Annotated in this window: 20 protein-coding genes; 10 read left to right on the top strand and 10 right to left on the bottom strand. The window is 68.2% G+C overall.

What is annotated here, in order from left to right:
• Window positions 1-12 precede the first annotated feature (12 nt).
• Window positions 13-1,143 (top strand): M50 family metallopeptidase, encoded by a 1,131-nt coding sequence (locus tag QSJ34_RS09200; protein ID WP_285574239.1) that lies wholly within the window; start codon window positions 13-15, stop codon window positions 1,141-1,143.
• On the opposite strand, the gene QSJ34_RS09195 is transcribed toward QSJ34_RS09200, so the two are convergent.
• From QSJ34_RS09195 to QSJ34_RS09185, 3 genes are read right to left on the bottom strand one after another with little or no spacing between them, the layout of a single operon-like run.
• Window positions 1,133-2,506, bottom strand: coding sequence for a two-component system sensor histidine kinase NtrB (locus QSJ34_RS09195; RefSeq protein WP_285574237.1), 1,374 nt, complete (start codon window positions 2,504-2,506; stop codon window positions 1,133-1,135). The two genes, QSJ34_RS09200 and QSJ34_RS09195, sit on opposite strands and share 11 nt — an antisense overlap.
• A gap of 46 nt (window positions 2,507-2,552) precedes the next feature.
• A complete protein-coding gene (locus tag QSJ34_RS09190; RefSeq protein WP_285574234.1) occupies window positions 2,553-3,290 on the bottom strand; it encodes a LytR/AlgR family response regulator transcription factor in 738 nt (245 codons plus the stop codon).
• A complete protein-coding gene (locus QSJ34_RS09185) occupies window positions 3,287-4,375 on the bottom strand; it encodes a sensor histidine kinase (RefSeq protein WP_285574232.1) in 1,089 nt (362 codons plus the stop codon). The genes QSJ34_RS09190 and QSJ34_RS09185 overlap by 4 nt, the downstream gene beginning before the upstream one ends.
• A 231-nt stretch (window positions 4,376-4,606) precedes the next feature.
• On the opposite strand from QSJ34_RS09185, the gene QSJ34_RS09180 reads away from it, so the two are divergent.
• Window positions 4,607-5,074, top strand: coding sequence for a glutathione peroxidase (locus QSJ34_RS09180; RefSeq protein ID WP_309568728.1), 468 nt, complete (start codon window positions 4,607-4,609; stop codon window positions 5,072-5,074).
• Here QSJ34_RS09180 and QSJ34_RS09175 read toward each other — a convergent pair whose 3' ends face one another.
• Window positions 5,075-5,782: a MarC family protein gene (locus QSJ34_RS09175; RefSeq protein ID WP_285574225.1), complete on the bottom strand. Its 708-nt coding sequence runs from the start codon at window positions 5,780-5,782 to the stop codon at window positions 5,075-5,077.
• Window positions 5,783-5,788: 6 nt separating this feature from the next.
• Here QSJ34_RS09175 and QSJ34_RS09170 point away from each other — a divergent pair, with 6 nt between their 5' ends.
• The 3 genes from QSJ34_RS09170 (at window position 5,789) to QSJ34_RS09160 (ending at window position 7,230) form a co-directional block, all read left to right on the top strand.
• Window positions 5,789-6,403: an acyltransferase gene (locus QSJ34_RS09170; protein ID WP_285574223.1), complete on the top strand. Its 615-nt coding sequence runs from the start codon at window positions 5,789-5,791 to the stop codon at window positions 6,401-6,403.
• Between the two features lie 175 nt (window positions 6,404-6,578).
• Window positions 6,579-6,884 carry a hypothetical protein gene (locus tag QSJ34_RS09165; RefSeq protein ID WP_285574221.1) on the top strand — a complete coding sequence of 102 codons (306 nt, stop codon included), beginning with the start codon at window positions 6,579-6,581 and terminating at the stop codon, window positions 6,882-6,884.
• Between the two features lie 145 nt (window positions 6,885-7,029).
• Window positions 7,030-7,230 (top strand): hypothetical protein, encoded by a 201-nt coding sequence (locus QSJ34_RS09160; RefSeq protein WP_285574219.1) that lies wholly within the window; start codon window positions 7,030-7,032, stop codon window positions 7,228-7,230.
• A 19-nt stretch (window positions 7,231-7,249) separates the two neighbouring features.
• Here the strand turns inward: QSJ34_RS09160 and ribF are convergent, their stop codons facing one another.
• The 3 genes from ribF to QSJ34_RS09145 all read right to left on the bottom strand — a co-directional run bounded on the left by ribF (window position 7,250) and on the right by QSJ34_RS09145 (window position 9,585).
• The gene (gene ribF, locus QSJ34_RS09155; protein WP_285574216.1) at window positions 7,250-8,188 is read right to left on the bottom strand and encodes a riboflavin biosynthesis protein RibF; all 939 of its coding nucleotides are present in this window, start codon (window positions 8,186-8,188) and stop codon (window positions 7,250-7,252) included.
• On the bottom strand, window positions 8,185-9,129 hold the full coding sequence (locus QSJ34_RS09150; protein WP_285574214.1) for a TerC family protein: 945 nt from the start codon (window positions 9,127-9,129) through the stop codon (window positions 8,185-8,187). Before QSJ34_RS09150 ends, ribF begins: the two co-directional genes overlap by 4 nt.
• A 99-nt stretch (window positions 9,130-9,228) precedes the next feature.
• Window positions 9,229-9,585, bottom strand: a complete 357-nt coding sequence (locus QSJ34_RS09145) for a hypothetical protein (RefSeq protein WP_285574212.1) — start codon at window positions 9,583-9,585, stop codon at window positions 9,229-9,231.
• Between the two features lie 192 nt (window positions 9,586-9,777).
• Here QSJ34_RS09145 and QSJ34_RS09140 point away from each other — a divergent pair, with 192 nt between their 5' ends.
• The 5 genes from QSJ34_RS09140 to QSJ34_RS09120 all read left to right on the top strand — a co-directional run bounded on the left by QSJ34_RS09140 (window position 9,778) and on the right by QSJ34_RS09120 (window position 15,475).
• The gene (locus QSJ34_RS09140; protein WP_285574211.1) at window positions 9,778-10,506 is read left to right on the top strand and encodes an RsmE family RNA methyltransferase; all 729 of its coding nucleotides are present in this window, start codon (window positions 9,778-9,780) and stop codon (window positions 10,504-10,506) included.
• Window positions 10,507-10,740: 234 nt separating this feature from the next.
• Window positions 10,741-11,238 (top strand): type 1 periplasmic-binding domain-containing protein, encoded by a 498-nt coding sequence (locus QSJ34_RS09135; protein WP_285574208.1) that lies wholly within the window; start codon window positions 10,741-10,743, stop codon window positions 11,236-11,238.
• 53 nt (window positions 11,239-11,291) lie between these two features.
• The gene (locus tag QSJ34_RS09130; RefSeq protein WP_285574205.1) at window positions 11,292-12,902 is read left to right on the top strand and encodes a M28 family peptidase; all 1,611 of its coding nucleotides are present in this window, start codon (window positions 11,292-11,294) and stop codon (window positions 12,900-12,902) included.
• 65 nt (window positions 12,903-12,967) lie between these two features.
• Entirely contained in the window at window positions 12,968-14,287 is a 1,320-nt protein-coding gene (locus tag QSJ34_RS09125; RefSeq protein WP_285574203.1) for a pentapeptide repeat-containing protein, read from the top strand.
• Window positions 14,288-14,323: 36 nt separating this feature from the next.
• Window positions 14,324-15,475: a DUF2235 domain-containing protein gene (locus QSJ34_RS09120; protein WP_285574200.1), complete on the top strand. Its 1,152-nt coding sequence runs from the start codon at window positions 14,324-14,326 to the stop codon at window positions 15,473-15,475.
• Here the strand turns inward: QSJ34_RS09120 and QSJ34_RS09115 are convergent.
• Genes QSJ34_RS09115 through zwf form a run of 3 tightly spaced genes read right to left on the bottom strand, consistent with a single transcriptional unit; the run spans window position 15,472 to window position 18,469 of the window.
• The gene (locus QSJ34_RS09115; RefSeq protein WP_285575175.1) at window positions 15,472-16,314 is read right to left on the bottom strand and encodes a MurR/RpiR family transcriptional regulator; all 843 of its coding nucleotides are present in this window, start codon (window positions 16,312-16,314) and stop codon (window positions 15,472-15,474) included. The genes QSJ34_RS09120 and QSJ34_RS09115 overlap by 4 nt on opposite strands.
• A 2-nt stretch (window positions 16,315-16,316) precedes the next feature.
• Entirely contained in the window at window positions 16,317-17,006 is a 690-nt protein-coding gene (pgl, locus tag QSJ34_RS09110) for a 6-phosphogluconolactonase (RefSeq protein WP_285574198.1), read from the bottom strand.
• Window positions 17,007-17,008: 2 nt separating this feature from the next.
• Window positions 17,009-18,469, bottom strand: coding sequence for a glucose-6-phosphate dehydrogenase (gene zwf, locus QSJ34_RS09105; protein ID WP_285574195.1), 1,461 nt, complete (start codon window positions 18,467-18,469; stop codon window positions 17,009-17,011).
• Between the last annotated feature and the right edge of the window lie 47 nt (window positions 18,470-18,516).

Here is an 18,516-nt window from a genome sequence, read left to right as displayed (position 1 = left end):
TCTCGGATGTCCATGAGCCGTCTTCGTCTGCCGCTGTCCTTGTCGCTGTCCGTTGTCGTCACGTTCATCTTCGCCCTCAAGATGCCGGGCGCGGGCTTCTGGGGCCCCATCCTCATGCTGGGCGGCCTCGTCTTCCTGCACGAAGGCGGCCACTTCCTGGCGGCCAAGTACATGGGCATGCCCGTGGAAGTCTTCTCGCTGGGCTTCGGCCCCCGGCTCTTCGGCTTCAAGTGGCGGGAGACGGACGTGCGCCTCTCGGCCCTGCCCCTGGGCGGCTATGTGAAGCTGGCGGGCTTCAACCCCGAAGACCCCGGCGCCGACGACCCCTACGGCTTCCTCAAGCAGCCCTACGCCAAGCGCATGCTCTTCTACAGCGGCGGCGTCCTGGCCAACTTCGCCACCACCCTGGTCCTGTTCACCCTCATCGGCGCGGACCAGTCCCGCATCACCAAGGTGCAGGAATCCTGGACGGTCATCGAGGTCCTACCCGGCAGCGCCGCCGAACAGGGGGGCCTCAAGGTGGGCGATGAACTCCGCGGCATCGGCGACCTGGCCTTCCCCGCCACCGCCTGGGAAACGGCCGTGGCTTACATCCAGGCCCATCCCGGCCAGCCCGTGCCCTTCCACCTCACCCGCGATGGCAAGGCCATGGACCTCGCCCTCACACCCCGGCTGGAGAACGGCAAGGGCCGCCTGGGCTTCCAGCCCATGCCCGTGCCCACGCCCCTCGAACGCCGCGCCTACCGCCCCGGCGACTTCGCCGTGGGCGCCAGGTACGCCGTGGTTACGTCCTGGCGCATGACGAGCCAGGTCTTCGCGGTCCTCAAGCGCCTCGTCACCTTCAAGGGCGCGGAAGTCTCGGGGCCCATCGGCATCATCCGCCAGAGCAGCCGTGCCGCCCGCACGGGCTGGGACGCCTTCCTCTGGCTCTGCGGCGCCATCAGCCTGCAGCTGGGCCTGCTCAACGCCCTGCCCATCCCCGCCCTCGACGGCGGCCACATGGCCCTGCTCACCTTCGAGAAGCTGCGCCGCAAGGAACTCACCATCGAACTCAAGGAGAAGATCCTCACCGGCGGCTTCCTGATGCTCGCCTCGCTCATCGCCCTGGTGATCGTCATGGACCTGCTGAAGCTCAGGAAGTAGCCACTTCGGCGCGCGGGAACAGCACCTGGAAGCGGGTGCCCCGCCCGGATTCACTTTCCACGTGGATGGTTCCGCGGTTCTGCTTCACCACGCCATGCACGAGGGCGAGGCCCAGGCCCGTCCCCTTGCCCGCGGGCTTGGTGGTGAAGAAGGGTTCGAAGATCCGCGCCACCAGGTCGGGCGCCATGCCGCACCCGCTGTCCGTCACGCTGAGGCAGACGTAGTCTCCCGGCAGCGTGTCGCCCAGCGCGGCGCAGTCGGCTTCGTTCAAGGTCCGGTTGGCCGTACCCACCTCGATCCGTCCCGATCCGGAGATGGCATCGCGGGCGTTCACCACCAGGTTGGTCAGGATCTGGCCGAGCTGGGTGGGATCCATCCGCACCTTCCAGAGCGCCGGTTCCTTGTGCCAGCTCAGCTCGATCTCCGGTTCCACCATCCGCGCCAGCACGCCTTCCATGGCCGCCGAGGTCTCGTTGAGATCCACCAGACGGGGAGTGACCGGCTGCTGGCGCGCGAAGGCCAGCAGCTGATGCGTCAGCTCCGCAGAATGGCGGGCCGCCCGCCGGATCTCCTCGAGGTACTTCCGCTCCCGCTGTTCCGGGGGCATCCGGTGAAGCGCCAAATCCGCGTTCGCGAGGATCACGCCGAGCATGTTGCTGTAGTCGTGGGCCACGCCCCCCGCGAAGCGCCCCACCGCCTCCATCTTCTGGGCCTGATGCAACTGGGCCTCGAGCCGGCCGCGCTCGGTGACGAGCTTGTGGTGCTCGGTGATGTCACGTCCGATGCCCAGCACGCCGACGAGTCGGCCGCTGAGGTCGAACACGGGCGTCTTGAGGGTCTCCAGCAGCATGGGCTGGCCCGTCTCCGCGACGGTGACCCACTCTTCGTTCTGCCGCGTCTCCCCCGCCTCGATCGCCTCCTGATCTTTCTGCCTGAAGAAATCCGCCATGTCCTTGGGCACGAAATCATGATCCGTCCGGCCGACGATCTCGGCCTCCTTGGCCCCGAAGAAGTGCTCGAAAGCCGGGTTGCAGGCGAGGTAGACGCCTTCGGGGCTCTTCAACCACACCAGGTCCGGGATGGCGTGGATGAGGGTCCGCAGCTTGGCTTCGCGATTGGCCACCCGCTCCACCAGATGCTTCACCATGACAAAGAGCATGGCCGCGGTGACGGCCACGAAGACCCAGCCCTTCAGGATGCTGACGACGGTCATCATGGCCGGTTCGCGCACCAGCACCTGCACCGCGCGATCGGACAGGAGAATCCAAAGACCCGAGAATCCCGCGTAGAGGAGGACGATCCGCAGGGCTCCGACCGTGCTTGATACCGCGGCCTTCGGGTGGATCTGGATCGGCTCGGGCATGATGCGGTCCGGAGGTCGAGAGATCTATCCTATCCCAGCCCTCTCGTCACAGCCCGAACAGCTCCTTGATCTTGGGCGTGACGCTGCGGCTCACTTCAAGGTCCAGGCCGTCGGCCACGCGCACGGAAGCCCGGCCGCCTTCGAGAGGCCTGAGTCCGAGCACGGCTTCGGGGCGCAGCAGCAGGTGGCGCTGGATGCGGATGAGACCCGCCCCCGGGAAGGCGGCCTCCACCTCGGCCAGGGTGGTCCAGGCCGTGCGGTGGCGGCTCGGCGCGCCCTGGATGGAGGCCCAGGCCCAGACGACCTCTTCTTCCACCTCGAAGTGGCTCGTGCGTTTCAGGTCGAGGAAGACGTGGCCTTCGCCCGCCTTCACGGGGAAGCGCTGGGGCGCCGCGGCCGGCGCGTCCACGCGCCGGGGCCCGGCTTCGCCCAGGCGCGCCAGGGTCTTCGCCAGCCGTTCGGCAGAGACCGGCTTCATGATGTAGTCCGCGGCGGCCGCCTCGAAGGCGCGGACCGCGTGTTCCGAATAGGCCGTGACGAAGACCACGGGGGGACAGTGGCGGCATTCCCCCAGCTCGGCCATCACCTCCAGGCCCGTGGCCCCGGGCATCTGGATGTCGAGGAAGAGAACGTCCACGTCCTGCGGATCGCGAAGCCAGGCGATGACGGAGGGGCCGTCCACCAGCTCGGCCTTCACCTCGCAGCCCGCCTCCCTCAGCAGGCGCGCCAGCCGGGCCCGGGCCAAGGGCTCATCGTCGGTCAGCGCCACGCGCAGCGGCCTCATCGCCGGGTCTCCAGGCCTTCCAGGGCCACTTCCGCCACCGTCGTCGCCCCTTCGGAGCGGAGGTGGAAACTGGCCCCGGATCCATAGGCCAGCTTCAACCGCGCCTCCAGATTGCGAAGCCCCACACCCTGGCCGGGCACCAGGCCCAGGCCCCGCCCCGTGTTCACGACCTGCAGGCGCAGACCGGCCTTGTCGCGCAGCAGCTTGATGGTCATTTCACCTCCGGCCGGATGGGGCGCGATACCGTGCTTCAGTGCGTTCTCCACGAGGGGCTGGAGCAGGAAGGGCGGCGCCTCCACGGCATCCAGGCCCGAATCCCAACCCCAGCTCACCTTGAGGCGCTCGCCCATCCGCAGGCCCTCCACCGCGAGGAAACGCTGCACCAGGGCCCGCTCGTCCCCCAGGGGGGCCGTGGGCCGGTCGCCATGTCGAAGCAGGGCGCGGTACAGCTCCGACAGGTCGAGAAGCGCCTGTTCGGCCGCCTCGGGGTCCTGGCGCACCAGTTCGGCCAGGCCGTTCAGCGAATTGAACAGCACGTGGGGACTCAGTTGGCCCCGCAGCAGCACCCACTGGGCCTCTTCCAGCTTGGCCTCGGCGGCGAGCTTCTCTTCCTCCGTGATGACGGAAAAGGCGATGATGGCGCCCACGATGGACATGATGGGCACGCCTCCGAGGAGGTTCATCGAAAGCACGGTCTTGAACGTGACCTTGGCCCCCTGGCCCAGGCCCAGGGCTTCCGCCTTCAGGCTCGCGTTGCGCACCATCAGCCAGCTGACGCTGACCAGCAGCAGGATGATCAGCGTGTTGAAGAGCAGCGCCTGGGCCAGGCCGCGCCAAAAGGGCGCCCGGGCCCGGTCGTCGCCGCTCCAGCGCCAGGGCAGGGGCGAGAGGAAGCCGTAGCAGAACGAGATCACGAAGGGCATGACCAGGGTGTTCAGCAGGGCCCCCGACTGGCGCAGCTGGTTCGCGGGCACCAGCAGAAACTGGAACCCTGTGAACACCACCGCGAAGACGAGCACCACGATCCAGGGCACCCGCCTCCGGAGGCGCGCGTGGAAATGCTGTTGGAGGGGGGCGAGGCGCATGGGTTCCAGCATGCCCGAGCCGAACCCTCCCGGGCGAGGTCACGCCGAGCGGCCAGTGGCGCCCGCCCAACCGGGGCAGGGCGCCGGTGATTCGCCGATTTGCCTTGGAACGCCGAGCTCCCCGCAGGCACCCAAGGAACCAAGTCCGGAGATCCCATGCGCCCCATCCTTGCCCTTGCCCTCAGTCTCGCCACCACCCTGGCCCTGCCCGCCGCCGAAAGGAAGGTCCCCATGTCCCTCCACGACATCACCCTCAACACCCTGGATGGAAAGCCCCAGTCCCTCGCCGCCTACAAGGGGAAGGTCGTGCTGGCCGTGAACGTGGCCAGCGAATGCGGCTTCACGCCCCAGTACGCCGGGCTCGAAAAACTCTACGAGCAGCAGAAGGGCCGCGGCCTCGTCGTGCTGGGCTTCCCCTGCAACCAGTTCGGAGGCCAGGAACCCGGTTCAGCCGAGGAGATCCACAGCTTCTGCCAGAAGAACTACGGCGTGACCTTCCCCCTCTTCGAAAAGCTCGAGGTGAAGGGGCCCGGCCAGGCCCCGCTCTACCAGTTCCTCACGGCCAAGCACGGCGAGCCCGCCTGGAACTTCCACAAGTACCTGATCGGCAAGGATGGCCAGGTGATCGCAGCCTTCAGCAGCAAGGTCGCGCCCGACAGCCCCGAACTGAAGGCCGCCATCGAGGCCGCCCTGAAGTAGTTACTTCATCGATACGACGGCCGTTGGAGGGCCCTGCTGCATCTCGATGTAGAGGGCCTTCACGCCGTTGATGAGGAACTGCATGGCCACGGCGGCCAGGATGAGGCCCATGAGCTTGTTCACCACCTTGGTGCCGATGGCGCCGATGAGGGCGAACACGGCCGGGGCCTTGCGCAGGAAGAGGTAGGTCGCCCACACGTTCAGCAGGATGGCCATGAGTACCACGCCGTACTCGCGCCAACTGGTGCCGGCGATCATGCCCATCACCGTGGAGATGGTGCCCGGGCCCGCCAGCAGCGGAATGCCGAAGGGGATGATGGCGAAATCCTCGGGCGCTTTGAGGCTGGCCTCGGCCTTCTCGTCCTCCGTGCTCCGCTCGCGGGGATCCTCGCCGTAGAGCATGGAGATGGCCCGGTAGAGCACGAGCACACCGCCGACGAAGCGCATGGCCAGGGCCGTGAAGCCGAAGAAGCTGAAGATGAACTGGCCCACGAGGGCGAAGACGATCATCGCCGCGCCGGCCGTCAGCGCGGCCTTGCGCGCGCTGCGCCGGAGGGCCGCCCGGTCCATGCCCACCGTGGCGCTGGCGAAGATCGCCGCCGCGCTGATGGGGTTGAGCACCGAGAAGAGCGACGTCGTCACGCCCAGGGCGAAGGACCAGGAGGGCAGGGGGCCGAGGTGGGGCATGCGGTACTGTAGCGCTAGCATGAACCCATGCGTGATCCGGAATCCCTGCGGGAACAGCACAAGCGACGCCTCTCCTGGATGCCCTGGCTCTACTTCGCGCTGAAGGCGCGGCACCGCGGCTGGGCCGAGGCCTGGCAGGCGGAGGTGCAGGCGCGGCTCCTGGCCCAGGAGACGGTGGAACTCGGTACGGGCTGCTTCATCGCGCCGGAAGCTGCCATCTTCGGCGAGCCGGGCCGGGCCGTCGTGCTCGGCGACCGCTGCGCCATCGCCGCCCAGGCCTTCCTTCACGGCCCCATCACGCTGGGGAATGAGGTGAGTGTCAACGCCGGCGCCCGGCTGGACGGCGGGCGCAAGGGGCTCATCGTCGGCGACGGCACCCGCATCGCCAGCGGCGCGGCCCTCTACGCCTTCGACCACGGCCTGAAGCCCGACCGCGACATCAAGGACCAGTCCGTGCGATCCCACGGCATCCGCATCGGGCGGGACGTCTGGATCGGCGCCAACGCGGGCGTCACCGATGGCGTCGTCATCGGGGATCACGCCGTCGTGGCCATGGGCGCCGTGGTGACGAAGGACGTGCCCGAATGGGCCATCGTGGCGGGCGTGCCGGCCAGGGTCGTGGGAGACCGTCGGGACAAGTGAGAGGGGTTTGCCCATTGGCGGACCGCCACACCGTGGCGATCCTCTGTTGCAATTCGCGAACACCTCTTCCGCCTAGACCTTGAAACCCCGCACAGAACCTCGCTTTGGGCTTTGGCACGGCTCGTGAATCTAGCTGCCATGGGGTGGTCGATCCCGCCCCGGCGAAGGAGGTCCCATGCGACGCCTGGTTCTGCTCACCCTCGTGGCCCTCGCGGCCTTTCCCCTCTCGGCTCACGACCACTGGCGGGGCCCCCGCCGCATCGTGGTGGTCGAAGCGCCCCGCTGCGCCCCCTACCGCGGCTGGGAAGAACGGCGCTGGGAGGCGCGCCACTGGGATGATCGTTGGGACGACCGCTGGGAGCGGCGCGAACGGTACGAACGGTATCGCCAGGATGGCTGCGGAGAAGGCCGTGTCGTCTTCATGCCCCTGCGGCCGCTGGAGGCCCCCTTCGAGGGCCGAGTGGAGCTCCGGTTCCGCTGATCGTTCGGATGCGACAACCACTGTCCAATGTGAATTCGAATACTGGGAGGGCGCCCGAATTTGCCCTCCCGTTTATTTTCGCTTTTGATCTTGACAAACACGAAAATAAAACGAATCATAGATGAACGGAACAGATGGAGCCCTCATGCGGACCCCTCTTCGCAGTTTCGGTTACAAACTCAGCGGCTACTTCATGGAATACGGCCCCATCGAGGCCGATAGCCTGGACGCCGCCAAAGCCCAGATCCGGCAGCGCCTGAGCGTGGGCCGCCTGCCCCAGGGCCTGCAGATCTGGGACCTGGCCGAGCGCCCCCTCACCCGCTGGCGGGTGGACGCCGCCAGCTGAGGCGTATCGAGCGGGTCGACTAGGCCTTGTGCGCCTTCCACCAGGCCCAACCCTCGGCCACATCCTGGCCGATCTGAACCCTCAGCTCGTCCACCGAAGCGAACTTCGCTTCGCCGCGGATGCGGTGGAGGAATCGCACGCTGAGACGGGCCCCGTACAGGTCGCCCTCGAAACCTGGCAAGTGCGTTTCCACCGTGAGACGGCGGCCGTCGAAGGTGGGCTTCTCCCCCACGTTCGTCAGGCCCAGGTGCATGCCCCCGTGATGAGGCAGCACGACCTCCGTGACATAGACGCCGTTGGCCGGCAGCTGCTCCTGCTCCCAGGCCAGGTTGGCCGTGGGAAAGCCCAGATGGCGACCCCGCCGGTCGCCTTCTACCACCACGCCCGTCAGCGTGTAGGGATGGCCCAGCAGCTGCGCCGCGCCCTCCGCATCGCCCAGATCCAGCGCCTCCCGGATCCGCGTGCTGGACAGGCGGCCCCCGTCGGGGGCGCGCAGCGCCAGGGTGTGCACGCGGCAGCCATGGGCCGCACCCCAGGCCTCCAGGGTTTCCACGGTGCCGCTGCGGTCGCGGCCGAAGCAGAAGGCCCGGCCCACGTGCAACTCCACGGGAGAAAGGATCCGTTCCAGCCGGTCCAGGAAGTCCATGGGACTCAGTTCGGAGAAGGTGCGGCTGAAGGGGATCACCCAGGCCAGATCCATAGCCTCGGCCTCGAAGGCCGCCAGCCGCTGGTCCAGGGTCATCAGCAGCTTCGGCCGGCGCTCGGGGGCGACGACGACGGCCGGATGGGGATCGAAGGTCACGACGGCCGCCCGGTGCCCCAGCGCCTTGGCGCGGCCCGAGGCCACCTGCAGCAGCTCCCGATGCCCCGCGTGGACGCCATCGAAGGTGCCCAGGGTCACGACGAAAGGTCCCGAGGCGGGGGCGGTCTCGAGGTCGTGGTGCCAGACCTCCATCATTCGGGACCGTCCTGTTCCAGGGGCCAGGCCAGGCTCGCGACGACGCTGCCCGCCAGGATGGCCGCGATGACCAGCAGGCTGTACTGCACGGGGATCTTCACCCATTCCGCGATGCACATCTTCACGCCCACGAAGGCGAGCACGACGGCCAGTCCCGTCTTCAGGCGGTGGAAGCGGTCCATCATCTTGGCCAGCAGGAAGTAGAGGCTTCGCAGGCCCATGATCGCGAAGATGTTCGACGTGTAGACGACGAAGGGATCCCGGCTCACGGCCAGCACGGCCGGAATGGAATCCACGGCGAAGACCAGGTCCGTCACCTCGATGGTGATGAGCACCACCAGCATGGGCGTGGCGAAACGGCGGCCCTGACGCACGGACCAGAAGCGTTCGTGACCTCCGGTTTCGTCGTAGGGCACGAAACGACGGAAGGCCCGCACCAGGGGGTTCTGGGTGGGATCGGCTTCCGCCTCTTCCACCAGCAGCATCTTCAGTCCGGTGTAGACGAGGAAGCCGCCGAAGACGTACATCATCCATTCGAAGCGGTTCAGCAGGGCCGTGCCCGCCAGGATCATGGCGGCGCGCATGACCAGCGCTCCGAACACGCCCCAGAAGAGCACCCGGTGCTGGTGGCGCAGATCCACCTGGAAGCTGCGGAAGACGAGGACGAAGACGAAGAGGTTGTCGACGCTGAGGGACTTCTCCAGCACGTAGCCCGTGAACCATTCCAGGCCCTTCTGCGTGCCCCCGGCCTGGAAGATCAGGCCGTTGAACAGCAGCGCCAGGCCGATCCACACGGCGCTCCAGATGCCCGCTTCACGCATGGTCGGCGCGTGGACCCGGCGGTTGAAGACGCCCAGATCCAGGGCCAGCATCAGGAACACAAAGGCGTGGAATCCGGCCCAAGCCCACCAGGGCGCGGCTTGGAGTAGGGCGTCGACCAAGGGTCCTCCAGAACCACCAGCTTATCTGGGTTGGCCAGCCCCGGCCCAGCGCCACGAGGAAGGGGCCCCGCGGGGCCCCATCCAGAACAAGCGCCTCGCCTACTTGGTGGTCTGGGCGTCGTGCTTCTGCCGGTGGATGCGGCGGCTTTCCTTGTTCTGCTCCTTCTGGATCTTGGCGGCTTCCTTCTTCGTGATCTTGCCGTCGGCCTCGGCCTTGGCGATGTCCTTGTTGACCTTCCCCTCCTGGCGTTCGAGGCGGGCGGTCTCCTTCGGGGTCAGCGAGCCGCTGGCCACGCCCTGGGCGATGCGCTTCTGCTGGCGCTCCGCGCGCTTTTCCGCGTGGGCCTCGCGCTTGGGGGTGCTGGTCTGGGTGCCCGGCTCGGGGCTCTGGGCGAAGAGCGAGGCGCCCATGAGGAGCATTCCGAAGGCGGCGACGGAGAAACGGCGAACGTTCATGGCGGTTCCTTTCGATCAGGGGCGACGGCCCCGGGGGTTCCTGGTCACAACCCGTGCCAGTCGGGTATCTGACTTGACCCCAAGCCTTCGCAAAAGGTTGAGGGAGGCCCGCGTGGAACCTTGCCTCAGCGGATGCTCCGCCTGTGGCAGCCTGCCTCGCCAGGAGGGCCCGGAATCGCCCATCATGTCCCCATGAGCCTGCCCCGCCTCTTCCTCGATGCCCAGCCCGCGGTCGAAAACACGCTGATCCCCCTCGGGCCCGAGGCCGCCCGGCACCTGAAGGCCCTGCGCCTGAGGCCCGGGTCGGCCCTGGAACTGGTGCTGGGGGACGAGGCTTGGACCGCGGACCTGGCGGAACTCGACCGGGGCCGCGCGACAGCCCGCCTCGTCACCCCCCTGCTCGAGGACCGGGAGCCGCCCTTCGCCCTCCAGGCCTGCCTGCCCCTTCCCGCCCAGCTCAGCCTCTTCGACGAATGGCTGCCGCCCCTGGTGGAGCTGGGCGTCACCCTCATCCAGCCCGTGGTCTACGCCCGCAGCGAGTACGACGCCGCCAAGACCGAGGCCCGCATGGAACGCTGGACCCGCCTCATCCAATCCGCCTGCGAGCAGAGCCACCGGAGCCGCCGCCCCGACCTCCGCGCGCCGCTGCCCTTCGCGTCGCTGCTGACCTGGGAGGCGCCCCAGAAATGGGTGGCCTACGAGCTGGCCACGGGCGAAGCCAATCCTACTTTCCGCGCCGAAGCCCTGGCCTTCACCAGCGGGCCCGAGGGCGGCATCAGCGACGAGGAATTCGCCGCCCTCCGCCAGTCCGGATGGCTGCCCGTCAGCCTGGGCCGCAGCATCCTCCGGGCCGTCACAACCCCCGTGGCCCTGCTGGGCGCCGTGCAGTTCCAGCTGGGCCGCTTGTCCGAGCCTCACTGAGTCAAGGGTCGCTGAGCCCTGCTCAAAAATTCAACCCAAACGAAATCTGTTTTTATGGCTTTCGTCCCAAGACAAGTCGACTGGTTTACCCGGATGAAGGTCACGATTTTTACCTTTTTTTTAAATTAAAATAAAACAACATTTAGTCTGTTCAAGAATTGTTTGCGGCGGCCGATGAGACTCCTTGTGCCCAGTCCGGCGTGTGTCCGGACAGCCCCTAGAGGAGATCCTTTCATGAAGCTTGTCACCCTTCTGTCCACTGCCGCCCTCCTGACCGCTCCCCTGGCCGCCGGCGACTACGATGCCCTCGGCAAGGCCATGCGCAGCGCCTGGCCCCAGGTGTCGACCGTGGCAGTGGTTTGCGATTCCGCCAGCAACCGGGGCGCCCTCGATTCGATCTCCGCGGCCATGCCCGGCATGAAGCTCATCGTCGTCGACGTGAAGGGCCCCCAGGACATGGGCAAGGCCCTGGGCACGCTCGGCACCCGCCGCCCGGACGCCGTGGTGCTCGTGGCCGGTGACCGCATCGCCGGGGATGGCACCAGCGCCGCCACCTTCCTCATTCAGCGCATGGCCGCCGCCAAGGTGCCCACCGTCTCGACGACGGAAGCCGGTGTCCGCCAGGGCGCGGTGCTCGGCATGGGCCCCGGCACCGGCGGCAAGCTCCTGGCGAATGCCAAGGTCGCGGGCGTGGCCGGCGTCAGCATTCCCTCGGGCGCCAGTCAGATCTAGCCCGAATTCACCACAGCTTGCGAGGTATGCTGAAGGCTCCCCCGGGAGCCTTCATGCGTTTCATGCTGCCTGTACTGGCCGCGGCCGGCCTGCTTGCCCAGGGGGCCGTGCCCGCCCCCAAGGTCCAGGAGGCGACCCTGCGCGCCCACCTCGCCTTCCTCTCCGATGACCTGCTGGAGGGCCGCGGCACCGGTCAGCGCGGCGCCGATCTCACGGTGCGCTACCTGGAGACCCAGCTCCAGGCCCTGGGCCTCAGCCCGGTGCGGGGTTCCTACCGCCAGGCCGTGTCCCTGCTGGGCCTGCGGACCCTCGTGCCGCGCAGCACCATCAGCTTCATGGGCGGGGGTGCCTGCGCCACGCCGCGGTTCGGATCCGAGATCGTCTTCGGATCGGGCCGGGCCGAGACCGAGCAGACCTTCGACGCGCCCGTCGTGTTCGTGGGTTTCGGCATCGAGGCGCCCGAGTACCGCTGGGACGACTACAAAGGCGTGGACCTGCACGGCAAGGTGCTGCTCATGATGGTCAACGAGCCCGCCCCCACCGCCGAGGAGCCGGGCCTCTTCGAGGGGCCGAACCTCAGCGCCTACGGCCGCTGGACCACCAAGTTCGAGATGGCCGCCCGGCGCGGAGCCGCGGGCGTGCTGCTGATCCACACGACGCCTTCCGCCACCTACGGCTGGTCCGTCGTGCGCACCGGATGGGACGCGGAACGCTTTTCCCTCGCCAAGGAGGCCGCGGGCGCCCCCCTCAAGGGCTGGGTCACCGAGGACACGGCCAGGGCCCTGGTGAAACAGGGCGGCCAGGACCTCGACACCCTGCGCGCCCGGGCCCTGCGGCGGGATTTCCAGCCCGTGCCCCTGGATCTGCAGATGAAGGGCCACCTCAGCAGCTCCGTGCGCACCCTCGAGCAGTTCAACGTGGCGGGCCTGGTGCCGGGCACCGATCCGGCCCTGAAGGATGAAGTCGTGATCTACTCCGCCCACTGGGATCACCTGGGCCGGGGCACCGATCTGGCCGTGGACACCCATCCCCAGTCCGAACCGGGCCACGAGGACGACACCATCTACAACGGCGCCATCGACAACGCCTCAGGCTGCGCGGGCCTGCTGGCCATGGCCCAGGCCGCCCGCCACGCGCCCGCGCGGCGCAGCCGGATGTTCCTCTTCGTCTGCGGCGAGGAGCAGGGCCTGCTGGGATCCAAGGCCTACGCGGCGGATCCCCTGTGGCCGCTGGCGAAGACGGCCGCGGACCTCAACCTGGACTGCCTCAACTTCGTCGCCCCCACCCGCGACATCGGCCTGCCCTTCGGCGAGCGCAGCACTCTGGGCGAGGTCGGCGCCGCCGTGGCCAAGGCTTCGGGCCTCATGATCGCCCCCGCCCGCCCGGATACGGGCGGCGGCTACTTCCGTTCGGACCACTACAGCTTCGTGCAGGCCGGCGTGCCCGCCCTTTCCGTGGGCGGAGGCCACGACTACCTCGGCGCCGATCCGGCGGCCTTGAAGGCCAAGGCCGCGACCTACGGAAAGCGCTACCACCAGGTGACGGACGAGTACGACCCGACCTGGGATCTGCGCGGCATGGCGCAGCAGGCCCAGTTCACCTTCGACCTGGGCCAGGCCCTGGCCAACGCCGACACCCGCCCCGCCTTCAAGCCCATCCGGTAGACATTTCTCACGGACTTTTCCCAGTCGCGCTCTGATAGGCTGGGCCGGATCACCCGGAGTCCGAGGTGCTGACCGATCCCAAATTCATCAAGGCCCTCGTGGACGCCGGCACCCTGGCGTTCACGATCCTGGCGGGATTCATCGGCGCCATTTGGGCGCTCGTCCGCTATTTCGATCAGAGGCAGCAGGACCGCGCGCAGCGGGCGAAGGCCGACAAGGACCGCCTGGACCAGCAGCGCCTCGACGAGGAGGGCCGCCGCGCCGAGCGGGTGGCCAACCTCCTCGCGGCCTTCAACCAGGCCCCTGACGCCGAGAAGAAGACCTGGATCATCCTCGCCCTGTCGCTCTACCCGAAGGAGACCGGGCGCCTCCTCACCATGTCCCTGGGCCGTTTCGACGAGGAGATCAGCAAGTCGGTGCTGCTGGCCCTCGTGAGCATGGGCCCCGAGGTGCTACCCGAACTGATCCGTCTGAACCGCATCGCCCAGGTCTTCGAGGCCGAAACCTCCAACACGATCCTTCAGGCCGGTGACATCTATGACGGCGAGCGCCTCGCGGCCCGGACCAAGGTGGCCATCCAGAACCTCCTGATCCAGGCGGATGGCGGCTCCACCCAGCAGTACGACCTCGCGGACGTGGACCTGTCCAAGTGCATCTTCCTCGGCCTCAAGCTCCAGGGCGCGAACTTCCGGAAGTGCAACCTCCGGGGCGCGGTTCTCAAGCAGGCCCGCATCCGGGAAGGCAACTTCCGCGGCGCCGTGCTCGAAGGCGCCGTCTTCACGGACGCCCACCTCCAGGGCTGCGACCTCACCGGGGCCAAGGGCCCCCTGCAGGCCGTCCACCTCGTGCTGAAAAAAGGCACCTTCGATCACGCCGATCTCGACCACTCGCATTTCGACGGCGCCCACCTGGAGGCCGCGACCTTCCTGAAGGCGAGCCTCGTCCAGGCCGAGCTGCCGGGCCTTCACGTCACGGGCTGCCGCTTCGACCAGTCCGACCTCCGGAAGGTCCACGCTCCAAAATCCCATTGGGTTGAGTCCGAATTCCGCCACGCCAAGCTCACCGCCTCGGACCTTTCGGAGGCCGAGTGGTCCCACGACCGCTTCGAGGACTGCGAGCTGATGGGGCTGAACGGACAGGCGGCCGTGGTCCAGAAGACCGCCTTCCTCCGTTGCGATTTCGGCGGCTCCAGGTGGCCCTCCGCCACCTTCACGGACGCCACCTTCGAAGGCTGCCGCTTCGGCGGTGCGGATTTCCGAACCTGCGCCTTCATTCACCCCACCTTCATCGACTGTGTCATCGACACGGGGCTCTTCGACCTCGATGTGGCCAGCCTGAACCGCACCCACCCCGGACGGCGGAAGACCGGATCCCACCCCCACTGACCCGCCCGCCCTCGAGCGGCCCCCCTGGAGACAGACATGTCGAAACAGATCGTCTTTTGCGCGGACGGCACCTGGAACAATCCGAACGAAGACGAGAACCACGATCAGACCTCGGATCCGACCAACGTCTACAAGCTCTTCGTGGGCCTGGATGGCGCCCTGTCCGACGCCTCCCTGCTGCTGGCGGACGAACAGGAGAAGGAACTGCAGCAGGACGGCGCCACCATCCAGATCGCCAAGTACCTCCACGGCGTCGGCGATTCCCGCAACCCCATCATCAAGCTCATGGGCGGCGCCTTCGGCGCAGGGATCATTTCACGCATCGTCCGCGGCTACACCTTCATCTCGCGCAACTACGCGCCGGGCGACGCCATCACCATCCTCGGCTTCAGCCGCGGTGCCTACACGGCCCGCGCCCTGGCGGGCCTGATCGCCTCCCAGGGCCTGCTCAATCCCGCCCTCACCGCCGATCACGAGAAGGCCTACCGCTGCGGCGCCGAGGCCTGGTACCGCTACCGGCGCGCCGCCCTGCGCAATCCCTTCAGCCTGGCCTGTCTCGGCGAGATCATCGCCGACCTGCCGGCCTTCCTCTCCCAAGGTTCCCTCAAGGACGCGGACCTCGTGCCCGTGCCGACCCTGGCCGCCGTCGGCGTGTGGGACACCGTCGGGGCCATGGGGATTCCCGATTACGACGCCGGGCAGCGCCAGGACGCCTTCCGCTTCGCCGACACCAAGCTCAGCGACAAGGTGCTGAACGGCTTCCACGCGGTGGCCCTGGACGAACGGCGCGACGACTTCGTGCCCACCCTCTGGGATCCGGCCGACCGCATCCGCCAGGTGCTGTTCCCGGGCGCCCACGCGGATGTGGGCGGCGGCTATCCCTCGGCCAACGGTGAAAGCGGCCTGTCGGATGGCGCGCTGAAATGGATGGCCCAGCAGCTCGGCCAGGTGGGCCTCACCTTCCGCCCCGGATGGCTCGATGGCATCCAGCCCAACGCGACGGCGACGGCTCATCAACCCTGGGCCGCCCTGCCCTGGTGCCTGCCGGGCGTGCGCCTCGGGCCGCGCACGTTCCCAAGCGGGTTGAGCCTGGACGCTTCGATCCAGGAACGCCAGTCCGCCTCGGCGGTGCTTTGCGAACCCGACCGGACACCGGCGCCCTATCGTCCGACCAACCTTCCGGCCTAGCGGGGCTCGCGCGTGGCCTGGAGCGAGGCCTTGGCCACTTCCATGCGCGTGATGGCGGCGGGCCCTTTGCGCAGGGCCAGGGCCACCGTCAGCACATCGATGATGGCGAGGTGGACGAGGCGCGAAACCATGGGCGCGTAGACTTCCGGATTCTCCTGCACGTCCGCGGGCAGCAGGATGTCGGCCGCCTCGGCCAGGGGCGAGTCCGAGCGGGTGAGGGCGATGATCGTGGCCCCTGATCGCCGGGCGAGGGCCGCCACGTCGAGGAGCGATTTCGTCCGCCCGGAGTTCGAGATGACGAGCACCGCGGCATCCCCGGGCAGCAGGGCCGCGGCGACGCGCTGGATCTGCGAATCCGTGCAGACCACCGTGGCCGTGCCCAGGCGGAAGAGCTTCATCTGGGCGTCCTGGGCCGTGATAGCCGAATTGCCCAGGCCATAGCACTCGATGCGGCTGGCCCGGTCGAGGGCCTCCACCGCCCGGTCCACGGCCTCGGGCGGCAGGGCGTTCCGGCCCCGGGCCAGGCCCGCCACCGCGTGATCGAAGACCTTTCCGATGAGCTGGCTCAGGTCGTCCCCGGGCGCGAGACTCGCATGGACGAAGGGGATGCCCGCGCCCAGATCGCCCGCCAGCTTGAGCTTGAACCCGGGCAGGCCCGGACATTTCAGGCGGCGGCAGAAGCGGATCACCGTCGGCTGGCTCACGTCGGACCACTGGGCGATCTGCGAAATGGGCGCCGAGACCACCTCCACGGGCCGGTTCAGCACCAGCTCCGCCACCCGCTTTTCGGAGGGCGGGAGGTCGGGGAGGAGGGCCTGGATGCGGCTGAGAAGGGACATACTCACGGGGCCCAGAATACCGAAACCGGCACGCCGTTCTGGCGCAGGATGGCGCGCACAGGCAATTCCTCCTCGGACCCCTGGCCCAGCGCGCGCTCGTAGACGCGCCGCTTGGCTTCGCCCGTGATCAGCAGCACGATGTCGCGGGTGTTCAGCAGCGCATGCAGCGACAGGCTCAGGCGTGCGTGGGGCGCGAGCGTCGGATTGACGGCCAGGGCCGAGGCCCGGGTCGACAGCCCCGCGGCCAATTCGGGCGCCCCGGGGAAGAGGGAGGCGATGTGGCCATCCTCGCCCATGCCCAGGATGACTTCGCTGAAGGGGTGCGGCAGCGCGTCCAGCACCCGGGACAGGGCCGGGGCGGCCGTCTCGGGCACCGCGTCGCCGTTCCAGAAGGGCACCATGAGCGCCGTCGCCGCGCGGTCCTTCAACAGGTGGGTGCGGACGAGGGCTTCGTTGCTGTCGGGATGATCGGGCGGCACCCAGCGCTCGTCGGCCAGGGTGACGGCCACGCGGCTCCAGACGAGGGACTGGGCCGACAGGGCGTCGAAGAGGGGCACCGGGCTCTTGCCGCCGGAGACCGCCAGCACCACCTGCTCGTGCTGAGCCAGATCGTCGCGCAGGCGCCACGCCACGCGCTCGGCCAAGGCGGCCGTGAGCGCGGCCATGTCCGCGAATTCGTGCAGCCTTGCCACCTTCAGTCCTCCTCGTTCCAGGCGAGCCCATCGCGGGACAGCAGGGCGCTGGAGGCCGCTGGTCCCCAGCTTCCCGCCGTGTAGTACTTGGGCCGCTCCTCGCTGCTAGCCCAGTTCTCGAGGATGGGCTCCACCCAGCGCCAGGCGGCCTCCTGCTCGTCGCGCCGCACGAAGAGCGTGAGCTTGCCGCGGATGGCATCCATGAGGAGGCGCTCGTAGGCCTCCAGGCGGCGGGCGCGAAAGGATTCCGCGAAGTCCAGGTTGAGGTTCACGGGCTGCAGCGTCATGGCATCGCCGGGCTGCTTGGCCACAAGGTAAAGCCGCATGCTTTCGTCGGGCTGCATGCGGATGATGAGCCGGTTGGCGCGGCCCCCGTGGGCGGCTTCGCCGAAGATGGGATGGGGCACGGGGCGGAAGTTGATGACGATCTCCGCCAGCTTGTCGGGCATGCGCTTGCCCGTGCGCAGGAAGAAGGGCACGCCGGCCCAGCGCCAGGTGTCGATCTCCGCCTTCACCGCCACGAAGGTCTCCGTGCGGCTGTCCGGTGCCACGCCCGGCTCCTCCACGTAGGCGCTCACGGGCCCGCTGCCCACGGCCCCGGCCTTGTACTGGCCGCGCACGGTCTTGGTGGCGACATCCATGGGCGTGAAGGGCTTGAGGGAGCGCAGCACCTTCAGCTTCTCGTCGCGCACCGCGTCGGGATCGCTGCCCGTGGGCGGCTCCATGGCGACGATGCAGAGCAGCTGCAACAGGTGGTTCTGCAGCATGTCGCGCAGGGCCCCCGTGTGCTCATAGAAGTCGCCGCGGCCTTCGACCCCCAGCTGCTCGGCGACGGTGATCTGCACGTCCTGCACCCATTCGCGGCGCCAGAGCGGCTCGAAGAGCACGTTGCCGAAACGCAGCGCCAGCAGGTTCTGCACGGGCTCCTTGCCCAGGTAGTGATCGATGCGGAAGATCTGCCGCTCGGCGAAATGCTGGCCCACCGCGTCGTTGATCTCCCGCGAGGATTCCAGGTCGTGGCCCAGGGGCTTCTCCACCACCACCCGCGAGCGCGCGGTGATGAGGCCCGCATTGCCCAGGTGGGCGGAAATGGCGGCGAAGAATTCAGGCGCGGTGGAGTAGTAGAAGACGCGCACGCGGTCAGGATGCTGACCCAGGGCCTCGCCCAGCACCGCGTAGCTCGCCGCGTCCTGCGCATCCACCGAGAAGTAGCTGACGCGTTCGGCGAAGGCCTTCCAGGTGGCCGCGTCGTAGGCCTCGCCCAGGAAGGGTTTGCAGGAAGCCTCCGCCAGGTCGAGGAATTCGGCTCTCGAAAGCTTGCGCCGCGCGGCGGCGAGGATGCGCGACGCGGGGCTGACCGTGCCCGCCTTCACCTGCTGGTAGAGGGCCGGCAGCAGCTTGCGCATGGCCAGGTCGCCGGTGCCGCCGAACAGCACCATGTCGAAATCGGGCAGGGGTTTCATGCGCACTCCGAATGTAGAAATACTACGATATTTGTGATGGAATCGGC

It is taken from the genome of Geothrix limicola, from assembly GCF_030268085.1.
GTDB classification, from domain to species: domain Bacteria; phylum Acidobacteriota; class Holophagae; order Holophagales; family Holophagaceae; genus Geothrix; species Geothrix limicola.
The sequence above is the reverse complement of the archived record's forward strand: the minus strand, read 5'-3'. Positions and strand labels throughout refer to the sequence as shown.

What these genes read in the sequence shown, in the direction of transcription:
- QSJ34_RS09200 (WP_285574239.1), top strand. Translation starts at nt 13, where the DNA reads ATGAGCCGTCTTCGTCTGCCGCTGTCCTTGTCGCTGTCCGTTGTCGTC.
- QSJ34_RS09195 (WP_285574237.1), bottom strand. Translation starts at nt 2,506, where the DNA reads ATGCCCGAGCCGATCCAGATCCACCCGAAGGCCGCGGTATCAAGCACG.
- QSJ34_RS09190 (WP_285574234.1), bottom strand. Translation starts at nt 3,290, where the DNA reads ATGAGGCCGCTGCGCGTGGCGCTGACCGACGATGAGCCCTTGGCCCGG.
- QSJ34_RS09185 (WP_285574232.1), bottom strand. Translation starts at nt 4,375, where the DNA reads ATGCGCCTCGCCCCCCTCCAACAGCATTTCCACGCGCGCCTCCGGAGG.
- QSJ34_RS09180 (WP_309568728.1), top strand. Translation starts at nt 4,607, where the DNA reads ATGTCCCTCCACGACATCACCCTCAACACCCTGGATGGAAAGCCCCAG.
- QSJ34_RS09175 (WP_285574225.1), bottom strand. Translation starts at nt 5,782, where the DNA reads ATGCTAGCGCTACAGTACCGCATGCCCCACCTCGGCCCCCTGCCCTCC.
- QSJ34_RS09170 (WP_285574223.1), top strand. Translation starts at nt 5,789, where the DNA reads ATGCGTGATCCGGAATCCCTGCGGGAACAGCACAAGCGACGCCTCTCC.
- QSJ34_RS09165 (WP_285574221.1), top strand. Translation starts at nt 6,579, where the DNA reads ATGCGACGCCTGGTTCTGCTCACCCTCGTGGCCCTCGCGGCCTTTCCC.
- QSJ34_RS09160 (WP_285574219.1), top strand. Translation starts at nt 7,030, where the DNA reads ATGCGGACCCCTCTTCGCAGTTTCGGTTACAAACTCAGCGGCTACTTC.
- ribF (WP_285574216.1), bottom strand. Translation starts at nt 8,188, where the DNA reads ATGATGGAGGTCTGGCACCACGACCTCGAGACCGCCCCCGCCTCGGGA.
- QSJ34_RS09145 (WP_285574212.1), bottom strand. Translation starts at nt 9,585, where the DNA reads ATGAACGTTCGCCGTTTCTCCGTCGCCGCCTTCGGAATGCTCCTCATG.
- QSJ34_RS09140 (WP_285574211.1), top strand. Translation starts at nt 9,778, where the DNA reads ATGAGCCTGCCCCGCCTCTTCCTCGATGCCCAGCCCGCGGTCGAAAAC.
- QSJ34_RS09135 (WP_285574208.1), top strand. Translation starts at nt 10,741, where the DNA reads ATGAAGCTTGTCACCCTTCTGTCCACTGCCGCCCTCCTGACCGCTCCC.
- QSJ34_RS09130 (WP_285574205.1), top strand. Translation starts at nt 11,292, where the DNA reads ATGCGTTTCATGCTGCCTGTACTGGCCGCGGCCGGCCTGCTTGCCCAG.
- QSJ34_RS09120 (WP_285574200.1), top strand. Translation starts at nt 14,324, where the DNA reads ATGTCGAAACAGATCGTCTTTTGCGCGGACGGCACCTGGAACAATCCG.
- QSJ34_RS09115 (WP_285575175.1), bottom strand. Translation starts at nt 16,314, where the DNA reads ATGTCCCTTCTCAGCCGCATCCAGGCCCTCCTCCCCGACCTCCCGCCC.
- zwf (WP_285574195.1), bottom strand. Translation starts at nt 18,469, where the DNA reads ATGAAACCCCTGCCCGATTTCGACATGGTGCTGTTCGGCGGCACCGGC.